Raw genomic sequence first — 15,011 nt, forward strand, 5'->3', positions numbered from 1 at the left:
AAGGAATCTGTGAAAAATGAAACATCGTTGCAAAAATTGTTTTAAGTTATTGGCTGTTGGCCGTGGCTGCTTTGAAATCAAGTGCCCGCGCTGCAAATTGCTCAATCAGTTTAAAACTCAATAATTCAATCCTGAGTGCCTTTGAGTACCGATACTTATATATTAGGAGTAATCATGACTCAAAAGCCTCTGCCAATTGTTCCCTGGATGGGTGGTAAACGCCGTTTGGCCAAACACCTGATTCCGATGTTTCCCGAGCATACCTGCTACGTTGAGCTCTTCGCCGGTGGTGCGGCACTATTCTTCATGCGGCCGCAACCGGCCAAGTGCGAAGTGCTCAACGATATCAACGGTCAGCTCATCAACCTATACCGCGTGGTGCAGCACCATTTTGACGAGTTTGTGCGCCAATTTGAGTGGACATTGACCAGCCGCGAAGAAGCCCGTCTGCAATCTACACCGCCCGATGTGATGACCGATATCCAGCGAGCCGCTCGCTTCTTTTATCTGCAACACACCGCATTTGGTGGAAAAACCGTCGACCAACATTTCGGCACAGCCACCACCGGCCGAGGCTTTACTGCCGCCGATATCGCCGACCGCCTAAAAGCCGCGCAGCAACGGCTCAATGGCGTGTTTGTCGAAAACGAGCCTTGGGAAAAGTGTTTCAAACGCTACGACCGCGAACACACCTTTTTCTACGCTGACCCACCATATTGGCAAACCGCCGGTTATGACCGTGCCTTTGATTGGACGCAGTATCAGCTACTGGCCAAGATGATGGCCGAGAGTAAAGGCAAGGTTATGCTTTCGATCAACGACCACCCAGACATTCGGGAGCTATTTAAAGATTTCCGCATGACACGTTTAGAGCTGGCCTATTCAGTAGGCCGTGATAAAACGCAAAAGACCAGCGGTGAGCTGGTCATCTGCAACTATTAAAATTGTCCAAGCAAGAGCGGCATCTTACCCTCTTGCTTGCTGTTCCAAATCTGTCCACATTTTAGGAGCAGACGACATCGCGCGGAAAGTGGCAATTGCCCCATCGGTCAGGTATTCGATATCTTGCTTTATTTTACCGGCTTCGGCAAATTCAATCATTTCAATCACAAAAAGACCACCATCGTCACTATTTAAAAAATCAACTGCTCGTTCAATATCTACATCAAGACGTTGAGAGATTCGGCGGGCAGCTTTAACAAAGGCTGTCCAGGGTTTATTGCGATAATCAAAGTGGTTGGCAAATTCTTTGTAAAACAAGCTATCTCGTTCCATGCTTGGGTAGTAATCCATATCGCGCTCCTGTAATGTATTTTATTTAACGTGAGCACATGTTACCGTAGCTATATCAAAGAGCCGAGCAATCGGAGTGCGATGTTTCCGCGGATATAAAAAATCCTGCCTTTGTTTGGCAGGATTTGCAATAAAGTTGCACCATGTGAAATAAAATAAAAAACACTTTATCTCGCAAAACGCGCCGATTTTTCTCGCGCGGCTTCAACAGTACACATAGTACGGCAAGGCAAAGCAACGCTGTATCATTCTTATTTTAAATGACTATAACAAGTAAGCGGCAAAAGCTTTCAGTCTTGCAAAGTTGAGAAAGCCCCTCCTTCCCAAATATTTGCTCCACATCGAGAAACAGGCTAAAAGCAGCTTCTACTCGGCTTTTATATACAGCTTGAGATTAAAAAAACCTGAGTCCTGTGGGATGCAGAACTCAGGTTGAAATGACTGCTTAAAAAATCGTTGCTTTAGTGACTTTGATAATCTCTAAGATTTTGGGGACAATCCAAAAACCATATTTGCAGACGGCCTTTTTATCAACAAACAAACAATTTATTTTGTTCGGTCGCCGATTTTGCTTTCTTTGCCTTGCAACAGGTTTTGAATATTGGTTTTATGGCGGTACAGCACCAGCAGGGCAACGGCGACGGTCGCCCATGCCCAAGAAGTGTGCGGCATCAGGAAAAAGGCGATAATCGGGCTGACTACGGTTGCCGTTAATGCGGCAAGTGAAGATACTTTGAATCCGAACGCCATCACCAGCCAGATTAGGGCGCTGATTAACGCGGTAGGCCATGACAACGCCAGCAGCACGCCCAATGCGGTTGCTACGCCTTTTCCTCCTTTAAAACCAAAAAACAGCGGATACATATGTCCCAGCAAAACGGCAACAGCCGAAAAGGCCGCAGCGGATTCCGACAAACCCAAAGGTTCTTGCAGGCAGCGCACTAAAACTACGGCGGCAACCCCTTTAAGCGCGTCGCCCAGTAATGTGAGTGCGGCTGCTTTTTTCCTGCCGCTGCGTAAAACATTGGTTGCGCCCGGATTGCCCGAGCCGTAAGTACGCGGGTCGTCCATGCCGTAGTACTTGGATACGATGACGGCAAAGGAAAGCGAACCGATTAAATAAGAAACGATGACGGCAGCGAGATTGAACATTGCGCGGACTTTATTTTAAAATGAAACGGCTATTCTAACGAAAAAACGGGTGCAAGCAAATGGATAAAATCTTTTTACGCGGCATGAAGGCGGAAACCTTAATCGGGGTATACGAATGGGAGCGCAAGCAGCGGCAGACACTGGTTTTAGATTTGGAAATCGGTGTGCCGGAGAAGTCTGCTGTGAGCGATGACATCGGCGATACCGTGCATTACGGCGAGGTATGCGAGGCGGTGCGGGGCAGTTTGTCCGGTCAGGATTTTATGCTGCTTGAAGTGTTGGCGGAACACGTTGCCAAACTGATTTTGCAGGATTTCGGCGCATTATGGGTGCGCGTCCGTGTCGTCAAGCCGGGTATTTTGCCGAATGTTCAGGAAGTCGGCGTGGAAATTGAACGCAGCCGGGGCTGAAGGCCGTCTGCAAAACAGCCGCTCCGCTTGGTTGATATGATAGTGGAATCATACTGTCATGCAGAATGAGATAGGGCGGCAAGTCCGCAAGCAGTACAAGCGGTACGGCAAGGTGAAGCAAGGCTGTATCATTCCGCGTTAAATGACGATACAATTTCCGATACTCAAACAACGCATACGGCAGGCAACCCTATGAATATTTTAATCAGTAACGATGACGGCTATCTCGCTCCCGGCATTGCGATTTTGGCGCGGGTGGCGGCAGAGTTTGCCAACGTCCGCGTGGTTGCGCCGGATCGCGACCGCAGCGGTGTCAGCAACTCGTTAACGCTGGATCGGCCGTTGCGTATCAAATTGGCGGAAAACGGTTTTTATTACGTCAGCGGCACACCTACCGACTGTATCCATTTAGGGCTGCACGCCTTGCCCGAATTTAAACCCGACTTGGTGTTGTCGGGCATCAACAACGGCGCGAACATGGGTGATGATACGCTGTATTCGGGTACGGTTGCCGCCGCAACCGAAGCTTATTTGATGGGCATTCCCGCCATCGCGCTGTCGCTGAACGATTTCAGCGGACGCTATTGGCAGACGGCGGAAAAGGCGGCTTGGCTGTTGCTGGAATATCTGCTGGCAAACCCGCCGCAGACTCCTGTTTTATGGAACATCAATATTCCGGCTGTTGCGCCGGAGAACATACAGGGGATTAAGATTACCCGTCTCGGCCGCCGCCACCATACCCAAAGTATTGTGCCTTCGCACAATCCCCGCGGCGAGGAGGTTTATTGGATAGGTCCTGTCGGTTCGATTTCCGATAAGGAAGAAGGTACGGATTTCGGCGAATGCGAAGCCGGGTTTATTACCGTTACCCCCTTGCAGATTGATTTGACCGCCTATCAGGATTTGGCAAACGTAACGGCATTCTGGCAGGGCTGCAAGCTGCCGGATCATGTCTGAAAGGCCGTCTGCAAAAAGCAAAAGCAGGCAAAGAAGTTTAAAAATGTTTGTCGCGGCGGCATTTCTTGTTTATCTTTGACCGGTATGACAAATTCGGTTGTTTGCGTTCAGATGGAGACAAGGTGCGGCAATGCCGTGTCAAACCGTATGGAAACAGCCGAACAAGCGGATAGGGCGCGCTCATGCCGTCATTATCCTAGAGAGGAGTAGCTTATGACGTTTTGGTTTGTGGCCGGTGCGTTAGTGCTGATTGCGGAATTGTTTGCCGGTACGGTGTACCTGCTGGTGGTCGGCGCGGCGTTGTTTGGCGCGGGAATTGCCGCTGCTTTGGGCGGAAGCGTGCCGGTTGCGGTGCTGACTGCCGCGTTATTATCCGCTTTGGGTATTCTCCCTGTACACAAATGGGTAAAGAAACACCGCCGAAGCCAACGGCAGGAAGCGGAAGCGAATGACTTGGACATCGGGCAAACGGTACAAATCCTGCGCCACTTGCACGGCGATGTGTATGAAGTTGCCTACCGGGGCGCGCATTGGCAGGCGAAGATGCCGGGTGGAAAGGCTGCCGCACAAACGGGAACAGCCGTAATCACAGGAAAAGACGGCAATATTCTGCTGCTGGACTTACATTCAATTTAAAGGAGGAAGAATCATGGAAATATTTTACAGTTTCCCCGTGGTGCTGCTGATTGCAGCAGTGGTATTCGGTTTCAAAGCATTTGTCGTCGTTCCCCAACAAGAAGCGTATGTTGTGGAGCGTTTGGGACGTTTTTACAAAACGCTGAATCCGGGGCTGAATATTCTGATTCCGTTTATCGACCGCATTGCCTACAAGCATACGCTGAAAGAAATCCCGCTTGATGTGCCCAGCCAAGTGTGTATTACCCGGGACAATACCCAGCTTACCGTAGACGGCATTATCTATTTTCAAGTAACCGATCCCAAGCTGGCTTCATACGGTACGAGCAATTACATCATGGCGATTACCCAACTGGCGCAAACCACGCTGCGTTCGGTTATCGGCCGCATGGAGTTGGACAAAACTTTTGAAGAACGCGACGAAATCAACAGTATTGTGGTCGCCGCGCTTGATGAAGCAGCAGTATCGTGGGGCGTGAAAGTTTTGCGTTACGAAATCAAAGACCTTGTACCGCCGCAAGAGATTTTGCGTTCCATGCAGGCGCAAATCACGGCAGAGCGCGAAAAACGTGCCCGCATTGCCGAATCCGAAGGCCGCAAAATCGAACAAATCAACTTGGCAAGCGGTCAGCGCGAAGCGGAAATCCAACAATCCGAAGGTGAAATGCAGGCAGCCATCAACGAATCCCGCGGCCAGAAAGAAGCGCAAATCAACCGCGCACAAGGTGAAGCGGAGGCTCTGCGTTTGGTTGCCGAAGCCAATGCCGATGCCATTCGCGCCGTAGCGGCCGCCTTGCAGCACCCGGGCGGCAATGAGGCGGTTAATCTGAAAGTGGCCGAACAATACGTTGCCGCGTTCAGCAATTTGGCCAAAGAGGGCAACACCTTGATTATGCCCGCCAATGTTGCCGAAATCGGCAGCTTGGTCTCTGCCGGTTTGAAAATCGTAGAGAACAGCAAAAACACCAAATAAAAGCCGAAACAACAGATATGCCGTCTGAAAATGCAGGGTTGTATGGCATTTTGCAGACGGCATTCGACTGTCTGCCGTCTGCAAAACGGTAACTTGATAGACCTGACGGAAACAACGTACAATGCGGAAACAAGCCCGAGCCGGCTGCTCCTACCCGTAAGGCCGTCTGCAAAATACCGCAAGCCGCCGAAATATCGCCGGACATACCCGGCTTCAAGTACGCTGCAAACTGCAGACGGCATAAACCGTGCGGCACATTGCCTTGTGCCGCTTATCCGAACAATCCGATGATTTGAGATTGCGTACCCCGCCCGTGAACCAGCTTATTTTCGATTTTGCCACCCAAGAGTATCCGAGTTTCGATAAGTTTCTCGGTACGTCCAATGCAGAACTGGTGTATGTGCTGCAACACCGCCACGGCCAGTTTATTTATGTATGGGGAGAAGCGGGCGCAGGAAAAAGCCACTTGTTGCAGGCTTGGATCGCACAGGCATTGGAAAACGGAAAACAGGCGGTTTATGTTGATGCGGCGGTCGAGCCGTTAACCGAATCCGCTTTGGAAGCAGAATATTTGGCCATCGACCAAGTAGAAAAACTGAATCATGAAGAGCAGGCTCTGCTGTTTGCCGTTTTCAACCGCTTCCGCAACAGCGGCAAAGGCTTCCTGCTGCTGGGTTCGGAACATACGCCGCAGCAACTGGTTATCCGCGAAGACTTGCGAACGCGAATGGCCTATTGCTTGGTGTACGAAGTCAAACCGCTTACCGATCAAGAAAAAATCAACGCATTGGTCAGCATGGCGGCGGCGCGGCAGGTAACGGTAGACACCGAAATTTTTGAATACCTGCTCAACCATTGGCGGCGCGATATGGACAGCCTGCTGCAGATGCTCGATACGCTCGACCATTACGCCGTAATGATAGGGCGGCGCATTACCCTGCCGATGTTGCGCCAACTGTTGAAACAACAGGAAAGCAACCCGTCCGGCTCGTAATTTGCAGACGGCCTTTTGCCGCCCATCCGAACAGTTTTAGCATTTTCATAGAGACAAACATGAAAAATCTTGCCATTTTCGATCTCGACAATACCCTAATCAACACCGATTCCGATCACTCTTGGCCGCAATACCTGATGAAAAAAGGTTTGGTCGATGTCGAATACACCGAAGCACAAAACGAAAAATTCTATCAAGACTACCGCAACGGCTGTCTCAATATCGACGAGTTTCTCAAATTCCACCTTGCGCCGCTGAAAGAATACAGCATGGCAGAGCTGGCCGAAATGCACAGCGAATTTATGGCCGAATTTATCACGCCGCACATCACGCCCATGCAGCGTATGCTGGTGCAGAGCCACCAAGCCGCAGGTGACGAACTGCTGGTGATTTCTTCAACCAACGAGTTCATCATTAGCCCGATTTGCCACGCATTCGGTATTCTCAATGTCATCGGTACGCAGCTTGAAATTGGGGAAGACGGCCGCTATACCGGCAACTACATCGGTACGCCCAGTCTGAAAGAAGGCAAAATCACCCGCCTCAACCAATGGCTGGCGGCGCGCGGCGAAAGCCTTGCCGATTACGGCAAAGTATATTTTTACAGCGATTCCAAAAACGACCTGCCGCTTCTGCGTTATGTCAACGAACCTGTCGCGGTCAACCCCGACGAAGTCTTGGCGCAGGAAGCATTGGAAAAAGGCTGGCCGGTATTGAATTTCAAATAAAGGCCGTCTGCAAATGCCCACATTCAAGCCGGTTGTGATAACCACTACCGCGGCAACGCTCGAAGAAGCCCGCACCATCGGCACTGCATTATTGGAAAAACAGCTTGCCGCGTGCATACAATACGAAAACATCAGCAGCGATTATGTCTGGCAGGGCAGAGTCTGCCGTGATGAAGAAATCCGTATCGTCATCAAAACCGCACGCTGCCATTACAAAGCCGTAGAGAAAACCATTTTGGCACACCACAGCTACGATTGCCCGCAAATCATCATGCAGCCCGTATCGCGCGGACTTCCGTCTTATCTGCGTTGGTTGAAGGCGCAAGTAGGGTTATAATGGCTGCCTTTGTTTTGCAGACGGCCTTTCTGCACTTTTTGCGCGATAAAGGCCGTCTGCAAAACCATATTGCAACGATTCAGAAGGAAAATCATGTTCCGTACCATGCTCGGGGGCAAAATTCACCGCGCCACCGTTACCGAAGCCGATTTGAATTATGTCGGCAGCATTACCGTAGATTTGGATTTGCTCGATGCGGCGGGTATCTGCGCCAATGAAAAAGTCGCGATTGTCAACAACAACAACGGCGAACGCTTTGAAACCTATACCATTCCGGGCGAACGCGGCAGCGGCGTAGTCTGCCTGAACGGCGCGGCGGCGCGATTGGTGCAAAAGGGCGATATTGTCATCATCATGTCGTATGTCATGCTCTCCGAACCGGAAATCCAATCATACGAACCGAAAGTCGTACTGGTGGACGAAAACAATAAAATCCGTGACGTCATCACTTACGAACCGCCGCACACCGTGTTGTAAAACATCCCGCAAAAGCCGTCTGCAAACAGAGCATCTGAAAAATGCCTGATTTGCAGACGGCTTTTTACTTTACCCGCCATATTCCGCCGCAGCCCGTGCAAAATAAACTTGCTGAAAGGTTTAACTAAAGTTTACAATGAGCCTTTACCATTTTCAAACGGCCTGCCACGGAAGCAGTTTCGGCTAATCAGGCCCGAAAAAAGGACAAACAATGTTAGGCTTTAAATCCTTACTCGATATGCGGCGCACAGAAGCATTGTTGCTGATGTGCGTACTGATTGCCGCGATGGGTTATACCATCATCTCTCTGGGCTGGCTGCCCCATATTTCCGTCATCACCGCGATTGTGGCATTGATTTTGTACGGCTTGTGCCGGGGCTTGAAATACCGTGATATGCAGGACGGCATGGTCGGTGCGGTCATGCAGGGCATGGGAGCGGTGTATCTGTTTTTCTTTATCGGCCTGATGGTGGCTGCACTGATGATGAGCGGGGCGATTCCGACGCTGATGTATTACGGCTTCGGTTTGATTTCGCCGACGTATTTCTATTTCTCGGCATTCGCACTTTGCTCGGTGATCGGTATCGCCATCGGCAGCAGCCTGTCCACTTGTGCAACGGTGGGCGTGGCCTTTATGGGTATGGCGACTGCTTTTCATGCGGATTTAGCGATGACGGCCGGAGCGGTGGTATCCGGTGCATTTTTCGGTGATAAAATGTCGCCCTTGTCGGATACCACGGGTATCGCGGCTTCGATTGTCGGCGTAGATTTGTTCGAACACATCAAAAATATGATGTACACCACCGTACCCGCGTGGCTGATTAGTGCGGTATTGATGTTGTGGGTACTGCCGAATGCTGCCGCGCAGGATTTGAACAGCGTAGAAGTGTTCCGCGGCCAGTTGGAAGCAACAGGGCTGGTACACGGCTATTCTCTGATACCGTTTGTGTTGCTGGTGGTACTGGCATTATTGCGCGTAAACGCTGTGGTTGCCATGCTGTTTACGGTATTGGCCGGCTTGGTGGTAACCTATTTCCACAGCACGCCGGATTTGCAGCAGTTGGGCGCTTGGTTCTTCAGCGGCTACAAGCTGGAAGGCGAAGCGTTTGCCGACATTTCCCGCTTGATTTCACGCGGCGGCTTGGAATCGATGTTCTTCACGCAAGCCATCGTGGTGTTGGGCATGAGCTTGGGCGGTTTGCTGTTTGCATTGGGCGTGATTCCTGCTTTATTGGATACGGTACGGGCATTTTTGACCACGGCCGCACGCGCCACAGTCAGCGTGGCGGCAACAGGCTTGGGCATCAACTTCCTGATTGGCGAGCAGTATTTGAGTATTCTGCTGGCCGGTAAAACGTTCAAGCCGGTATATGACCGCTTGGGATTGCATTCGCGCAACCTTTCGCGCACGTTGGAAGACGCGGGTACGGTCATCAATCCGCTGGTACCGTGGAGCGTATGCGGCGTGTTTATCAGTCAGGCTTTGGGCGTGCCGGTGTGGGAATACCTGCCTTATGCGTTCTTCTGCTATTTGTGTCTGATTCTGACCCTGCTGTTCGGTTGGACAGGCTTAACCTTGAGCAAGAAAACCGCTTAACGGCAATCATCAGCCAAAAGGCCGTCTGTAAATGCAGACGGCCTTTTTGTTGTATAGTCATTTAAAAGAAGAATGATACAGCGTTGCTTTGCCTTGCCGTACTATGTGTACTGTCTGCGGCTTCGCTGCCTTGTCTCATTCTTATTTTATTCGACTATATTTCTAAGAATTATGTTTCTAAATAATGTTTCCAAAAATGATATAGAAAAGGCTGGCGAAACGCCTTATTCGGTATCCACCATCACAATTTCCGCATCCGAAAGGGCGGTTACGCTGATCAAGGTTTCACCGTGAATGGCAGCACCATCGCCTTTTTCAATGCGGATACCGTTGATTTCCACATCGCCTTCGGCCGGTACGAGATAACCATAGCGGCTGCCGTCTGCAAAACGGTATTCTGCCGTATCTCCTGCTTTGAGGGTTGCACCGACTACGCGGGCATTGGTGCGGATAGGCAGCGCGTCGTCGCCGTCGATACCGCTGGCTAACACGCTGAATCTGCCGGCACGCTCTGCTTTTGGAAACAGGCGCATTCCCCAAGAAGGTTCGCCTTTGGCACTTTCCATGGTGGGCAGAATCCAAATTTGGAAGAGGGTGGTACGTTCGTCTTCCAGATTGTATTCCGCGTGGTACACGCCCGAGCCGGCAGACATTACCTGTACATCGCCTGCTTCGGTGCGCCCTTCGTTACCCATGCTGTCGCGGTGGGAAATGGCTCCGCTGCGGACGTAAGTGATGATTTCCATTTCTTTGTGGGGGTGGGGATCGAAACCCGATTGCGGCGCAATGATGTCGTCATTCCATACGCGCAGGTTTCCCCAGTTCATGCGGTTGCGGTTGAAATAGTTTGAAAACGAAAAATGATATTTGGTATCCAGCCAACCGTAATCGGCTGCACCCAACTGATGATAAGGGCGGCGTTCTATCATGATGTATCCTCTATGTGTGTGGTGGGAGCCGCTTTTCCGGCTGACTTTCTGCAGTATAAGGCGGTTTGCAGATTGTGAAAACAGAATATATAGAATATTATCTATTCTAAAATTTAATTGATTAAGGAAGTAAGATGAGCAAACTGCCGGATTTTGAAGCATGGGCGGTATTTGCCAAAGTAGTGGAATGCGGATCGTTTTCTGCTGCCGCGCAAGAGCTGAATCTTTCACAGTCAACAGTTTCTAAAGCGGTTGCCCGTTTGGAAGCCAAAATGCAGACGACCTTGTTTCAAAGAACTTCGCGCAAACTGGTGTTGACTGAGAGCGGGCAGGCGGTAGAAACCTACGCCCGCAAATTGTTGGCAGACGGTGAAACTTTGGAGGCGCAACTGCGTGATGAAGTGAATCAGCTTCAGGGAAAAGTGCGCTTTTCTGTACCGCTTTCTTTCGGATTGCGGGAAGTTGCGCCGTTGTTGCCTGAGTTTTGCCGCCAATATCCGCATATCGAGCTGGATATGGATTTGTCGGACGAGCAGGTAGATTTGATTGAAGGGCGGTTTGATTTCGCTTTGCGGATTGCCCGTTTGGACGATTCCTCCATGCTGGCCAAACGCTTGTGCCGCGTGGCGTTGCTGGCGGTGGCATCGCCCGAATGCGTGGCGCGTTACGGCATACCGGCACACCCGAAAGATTTGGCTGCCTATCCGGCTTTGGTGTACAGCAATGCGAAAAATGCCGATCATTGGTCGTTCCGTCATCACCGGCAAGGCGCGTACACTCAAACGGTAAAGGCCGGAATCAGAGCCAATACGGCTGATGTGTTTTTACCGTTGCTGCTGTCGGGCTGCGGCGTTACCCTGATTCCTGAATTTTTGGTTTGCCGTGAAATCAGGGAAGGCAGACTGCTGACTTTATTGGACGACTGGACGCTCGAGCCGATTTCTCTTTATTTGCTGGCACCGCCCAATCCGTTGCGCCCGAAGCGTGTGCAGGTGTTGATGGATTTTCTGTATGCAGCGTTGCGGCAAGCAAGCTGGGCGCGGTAAAAAGGCCGTCTGCAAATCCTATCGTTTTGCAGACGGCCTTTTTAAACCCATATTGGTTTCAGGAAACGGGTTTATACCGCTTCCGCGCTTTCGATGACAACCGGCTCGGTCGGTACGTCGTCGTGGTAGCCGTGGCGTTTGGTAGCAACGCCTTCGATGGCATCGACTACGTCAAAACCGTCAACCACTTTGCCGAATACGGCATAGCCCCATTCCTGCACAACGGTGCGGCCGTGCATTTCTTTTGAACGGTGGTTCAGGAACACGTTGTCGGCTGTGTTGATAAAGAATTGCGCGCTGGCGGAATGCGGGTCGGAAGTGCGCGCCATGGCGATGGTGTATTTGCTGTTCGGCAGTCCGTTGGACGCTTCGTTTTGAATCGGATCGCGGGTGGTTTTTTCGTTCATGTCGGCAGTCATGCCGCCGCCTTGAATCATGAAGCCTTTGATGACGCGGTGGAAAATCACGCCGTTGTAAAAACCGTCTTTGACGTATTGTTCGAAATTGGCTGCGGTAACGGGGGCTTTGTCGAAATCCAGCTCGATTTTGATGTCGCCTTTGTTGGTGTGCAAAATAATCATGCTTGTCCTTTCAGGAAAAAAACGGGTTTCGGATTAAATGGGGATGCAGGGTAAAAAACTCAAGGCCGTCTGAAAAATACCGGTTTGTTTTCAGACGGCCTCGGTTAAGCGGCAGGGCTTACATCAGCATGAAATATGCCCACAATGCAACCAAGAAGACGCACAGGATATTCAACAGAATACCGACGTTCATCATTTCTTTCTGTTTAATCAGCCCCGTACCGAACACAATGGCATTCGGCGGTGTGGCAACCGGCAGCATGAAGGCACATGACGCACCGATACCGATAACGAATACCAACACTTCCTGCGGCAGCCCCATCTGCGTGGCAATGGTGGCGAAAATCGGTACAAGCAGTGCGGCAGAGGCGGTATTACTGGTAAATTCGGTCAGGAAGATGATGAATGCAGCGACCACGAAAATCACCAGCAGCGGATGCGCGGCGGCAAAAGTGGTTGCAACCTGCTGACCCAGTGCCAACGAAGCGCCGGAGGATTGCAGAAGCTGGCTCAGGCTGATACCGCCGCCGAACAGCATCAGTACGCCCCAGTCGGTACTGCGGGCCACTTCTTTCCACTGCGCCACGCCGAATACGACCACGGCGATGGCGGCGGTCAGTGCAATGACGGTATCGGGGTTGGCAATACCGAAAGCATCTTTGATTTTACCGCTGAAAATCCACGAAACGGCAGCCGCCAAGAAAATCAGCAGCGCAATCACGCGGTGCAGCGTCCAAGGAATAGATTCCTCTTTAACGTCGACGCGTTCGCCCAAATTCGGTTTCAGAATAATATACATGGCAAACAGCATCAGCGGCAGAATCAGCAGCATCATCGGCAGACCGAGTTTCATCCAGCCGACAAAATCCAATTCCAAGGCTTTGGCGGCAATCATGTTGGGCGGCGAACCCACTACCGTGCCCAAACCGCCGATGCTCGCGCTGTATGCGATACCGAGCAGCACGAAAACATAAGTCTTACGCTCTTTCTCCTGATCCAAATGGCTCATCATGCCCATTGCCAGCGGCAGCATCATCGCTGCGGTTGCGGTGTTGCTGATCCACATCGATAAAAATGCGGTCACGGCAAACATCATCAGCACGGCGATTTTCATATTGCCGCCGGAAGCACGCAGCAGGGTTACTGCGATTTTACGGTCAAGACGCTGCATATGCAGTGCGGCAGCCAAAGCGAAACCGCCGAAGAAGATATAAATCGTCGGATCGGCAAAGCCCGCCATCGCTTTTTTAATGTTCATGTCCGGAAAGCCGAGTACCGCCGCCAATACCGGAACCATCAGTGCTGTAATGGTGATGTGTACTGCCTCGGTAAACCACAAAATTGCTACGAAAACCAGCAGGGCGATACCTTTGTTGGCATCCGGTTCGTAAGGCAGGATATTGTAAATTCCATAGCAGACAACAGCTGCGATGATGGTAATCAGCAAACCTTTGAAGTCGGTAACCGGCTTTAAGCCGCTGAACGTCTCCGACGTTTCCGGGTGCTTGGTTTTGTCGTGCGAATGCAAATCCATAGAGCAATCCTTTATAAATAAATGATTTGAAAAGACAATATGGGTATTGGTTTCACCACTATACAGACCGACAGCGGTAATACTTTACTGAGTATAGATGTAATTTCAAGTAATGTAAACATATTGTAAGAAAACTGTAATCAACAACAGGGCCAATGTAATGTTTATTTTAATGAAATACCGATTAAGGATAAAACGGCAAAAGCCGTTAAGACTTAGATTTCAATATATTGAAACCTGAATCCAACGGCTTTTTATCGAAAATATTAAAGGTAAACAGATTATTTTCTCAGCATTTTTGCGGCTTCGACAGCGTAATAAGTCAGAATGCCGTCTGCACCTGCGCGTTTGAATGCCAGCAGGCTTTCCAGAATGACTTTTTCGCCGTCCAGCCAGCCGTTTTGAATGGCGGCTTGCAGCATGGCATATTCGCCGGAAACCTGATAGGCGTATGTCGGTACGCCGAATTCTTCTTTGACACGGCGTACCACGTCAAGATAAGGCATACCCGGTTTAACCATGACCATGTCTGCGCCTTCTTGAATGTCGAGAGCGACTTCCTGCAGGGCTTCGTTGGTGTTGGCGGGATCCATTTGGTAGGTTTTTTTGTCGGCTTTGCCCAAATTCCCCGAGCTGCCGACCGCATCACGGAAGGGGCCGTAAAATGCTGAAGCGTATTTGGCGGAATAGGCCATAATGCGGGTGTGGATGTGGCCGGCATCTTCCAAAGCCTCGCGGATGGCCATAATGCGGCCGTCCATCATATCGGAGGGGGCGACGACTTGTGCGCCTGCATCGGCGTGGCATAGTGCTTGTTTTACCAATACATCGATGGTTTCATCGTTCAGTACATAGCCGTTTGAATCGGTGAGGCCGTCTTGTCCGTGAATGGTGTAGGGGTCGAGTGCGACATCGGTCATGATGCCCAATTCAGGGAATTTTTCGCGCAGGGTGCGGACAACGGTCGGTACCAAGCCTTCAGGGTTGTAAGCTTCTTCGGCCAGCTCGGTTTTGTTTTGGGTAACGACGGGAAACAATGCCAGCATGGGAATGCCCAAATTCAGGGCTTCTTCGGCGGTGTAGAGCAGTTTGTCAAGGCTTTGGCGTTTGACGCCCGGCATGGAGGGAACGTTTTCTTCCTGTCCTTTTCCTTCCAGTACGAAAACGGGGTAAATCAAATCGTCGGCGGTAAGCGTGTGCTCGCGCATCAGGCGGCGGGAGAAATCGTCTTTACGCATACGGCGCATACGGGAATGGGGAACATAACGTGGTGGGAAATTCATGATGCTGCCTTTCAAAATGGGGATACGGAGTGGGGTTTACTGCCCGTATCATAAAAAAGATTGCCGTACTGCAATAAAATGCAG

General features: G+C 50.7%; 18 protein-coding genes. 12 read left to right on the forward strand and 6 right to left on the reverse strand.

The window, feature by feature from the left end; genetic code table 11:
- The first annotated feature begins 16 nt into the window (after positions 1 to 16).
- Both EL111_RS05835 and EL111_RS05840 read left to right on the forward strand, forming a co-directional pair.
- Positions 17 to 124, forward strand: a complete 108-nt coding sequence (locus EL111_RS05835; RefSeq protein WP_123796416.1) for a Com family DNA-binding transcriptional regulator — start codon at positions 17 to 19, stop codon at positions 122 to 124.
- A gap of 50 nt (positions 125 to 174) precedes the next feature.
- The gene (locus tag EL111_RS05840) at positions 175 to 942 is read left to right on the forward strand and encodes a DNA adenine methylase (RefSeq protein ID WP_162843018.1); all 768 of its coding nucleotides are present in this window, start codon (positions 175 to 177) and stop codon (positions 940 to 942) included.
- Between the two features lie 24 nt (positions 943 to 966).
- On the opposite strand, the gene EL111_RS05845 is transcribed toward EL111_RS05840, so the two are convergent.
- Together EL111_RS05845 and plsY are read right to left on the reverse strand one after the other, a co-directional pair.
- Positions 967 to 1,293 carry a hypothetical protein gene (locus tag EL111_RS05845; protein ID WP_123796442.1) on the reverse strand — a complete coding sequence of 109 codons (327 nt, stop codon included), beginning with the start codon at positions 1,291 to 1,293 and terminating at the stop codon, positions 967 to 969.
- 546 nt (positions 1,294 to 1,839) lie between these two features.
- Positions 1,840 to 2,445, reverse strand: a complete 606-nt coding sequence (gene plsY, locus EL111_RS05850) for a glycerol-3-phosphate 1-O-acyltransferase PlsY (protein WP_123796301.1) — start codon at positions 2,443 to 2,445, stop codon at positions 1,840 to 1,842.
- A 59-nt stretch (positions 2,446 to 2,504) separates the two neighbouring features.
- Here plsY and folB point away from each other — a divergent pair, with 59 nt between their 5' ends.
- The 9 genes from folB to nhaC all read left to right on the forward strand — a co-directional run bounded on the left by folB (position 2,505) and on the right by nhaC (position 9,554).
- Positions 2,505 to 2,855 carry a dihydroneopterin aldolase gene (gene folB / locus EL111_RS05855; RefSeq protein ID WP_123796300.1) on the forward strand — a complete coding sequence of 117 codons (351 nt, stop codon included), beginning with the start codon at positions 2,505 to 2,507 and terminating at the stop codon, positions 2,853 to 2,855.
- A gap of 192 nt (positions 2,856 to 3,047) precedes the next feature.
- The gene (surE, locus tag EL111_RS05860; RefSeq protein ID WP_123796299.1) at positions 3,048 to 3,812 is read left to right on the forward strand and encodes a 5'/3'-nucleotidase SurE; all 765 of its coding nucleotides are present in this window, start codon (positions 3,048 to 3,050) and stop codon (positions 3,810 to 3,812) included.
- Positions 3,813 to 4,025: 213 nt separating this feature from the next.
- Positions 4,026 to 4,448 carry an NfeD family protein gene (locus tag EL111_RS05865; protein WP_123796298.1) on the forward strand — a complete coding sequence of 141 codons (423 nt, stop codon included), beginning with the start codon at positions 4,026 to 4,028 and terminating at the stop codon, positions 4,446 to 4,448.
- A gap of 13 nt (positions 4,449 to 4,461) precedes the next feature.
- Positions 4,462 to 5,421 carry an SPFH domain-containing protein gene (locus EL111_RS05870; RefSeq protein WP_123796297.1) on the forward strand — a complete coding sequence of 320 codons (960 nt, stop codon included), beginning with the start codon at positions 4,462 to 4,464 and terminating at the stop codon, positions 5,419 to 5,421.
- A 313-nt stretch (positions 5,422 to 5,734) separates the two neighbouring features.
- On the forward strand, positions 5,735 to 6,415 hold the full coding sequence (gene hda / locus EL111_RS05875; RefSeq protein ID WP_123796303.1) for a DnaA regulatory inactivator Hda: 681 nt from the start codon (positions 5,735 to 5,737) through the stop codon (positions 6,413 to 6,415).
- Between the two features lie 59 nt (positions 6,416 to 6,474).
- A complete protein-coding gene (locus EL111_RS05880) occupies positions 6,475 to 7,143 on the forward strand; it encodes a histidinol-phosphatase (RefSeq protein ID WP_123796296.1) in 669 nt (222 codons plus the stop codon).
- Between the two features lie 13 nt (positions 7,144 to 7,156).
- The gene (gene cutA, locus EL111_RS05885) at positions 7,157 to 7,480 is read left to right on the forward strand and encodes a divalent-cation tolerance protein CutA (protein WP_123796295.1); all 324 of its coding nucleotides are present in this window, start codon (positions 7,157 to 7,159) and stop codon (positions 7,478 to 7,480) included.
- A gap of 93 nt (positions 7,481 to 7,573) precedes the next feature.
- Positions 7,574 to 7,957, forward strand: coding sequence for an aspartate 1-decarboxylase (gene panD / locus EL111_RS05890; protein WP_123796294.1), 384 nt, complete (start codon positions 7,574 to 7,576; stop codon positions 7,955 to 7,957).
- Positions 7,958 to 8,168: 211 nt separating this feature from the next.
- Complete coding sequence (nhaC, locus tag EL111_RS05895; RefSeq protein ID WP_123796293.1) at positions 8,169 to 9,554, forward strand: Na+/H+ antiporter NhaC; 1,386 nt, start codon at positions 8,169 to 8,171, stop codon at positions 9,552 to 9,554.
- Between the two features lie 224 nt (positions 9,555 to 9,778).
- Here the strand turns inward: nhaC and EL111_RS05900 are convergent, their stop codons facing one another.
- Entirely contained in the window at positions 9,779 to 10,483 is a 705-nt protein-coding gene (locus EL111_RS05900) for a pirin family protein (RefSeq protein WP_123796292.1), read from the reverse strand.
- 134 nt (positions 10,484 to 10,617) lie between these two features.
- Here EL111_RS05900 and EL111_RS05905 point away from each other — a divergent pair, with 134 nt between their 5' ends.
- The gene (locus tag EL111_RS05905) at positions 10,618 to 11,529 is read left to right on the forward strand and encodes a LysR family transcriptional regulator (RefSeq protein WP_123796291.1); all 912 of its coding nucleotides are present in this window, start codon (positions 10,618 to 10,620) and stop codon (positions 11,527 to 11,529) included.
- Between the two features lie 71 nt (positions 11,530 to 11,600).
- Here EL111_RS05905 and EL111_RS05910 read toward each other — a convergent pair whose 3' ends face one another.
- From EL111_RS05910 to hemB, 3 genes are all read right to left on the reverse strand, one after another.
- Positions 11,601 to 12,110 carry a peptidylprolyl isomerase gene (locus tag EL111_RS05910; RefSeq protein WP_123796290.1) on the reverse strand — a complete coding sequence of 170 codons (510 nt, stop codon included), beginning with the start codon at positions 12,108 to 12,110 and terminating at the stop codon, positions 11,601 to 11,603.
- A 118-nt stretch (positions 12,111 to 12,228) separates the two neighbouring features.
- The gene (locus EL111_RS05915) at positions 12,229 to 13,644 is read right to left on the reverse strand and encodes an SLC13 family permease (RefSeq protein WP_123796289.1); all 1,416 of its coding nucleotides are present in this window, start codon (positions 13,642 to 13,644) and stop codon (positions 12,229 to 12,231) included.
- A gap of 281 nt (positions 13,645 to 13,925) precedes the next feature.
- A complete protein-coding gene (hemB, locus tag EL111_RS05920; protein WP_123796288.1) occupies positions 13,926 to 14,927 on the reverse strand; it encodes a porphobilinogen synthase in 1,002 nt (333 codons plus the stop codon).
- Between the last annotated feature and the right edge of the window lie 84 nt (positions 14,928 to 15,011).

Origin of the sequence: Neisseria animalis (assembly GCF_900636515.1) — a bacterium.
GTDB classification, from domain to species: domain Bacteria; phylum Pseudomonadota; class Gammaproteobacteria; order Burkholderiales; family Neisseriaceae; genus Neisseria; species Neisseria animalis.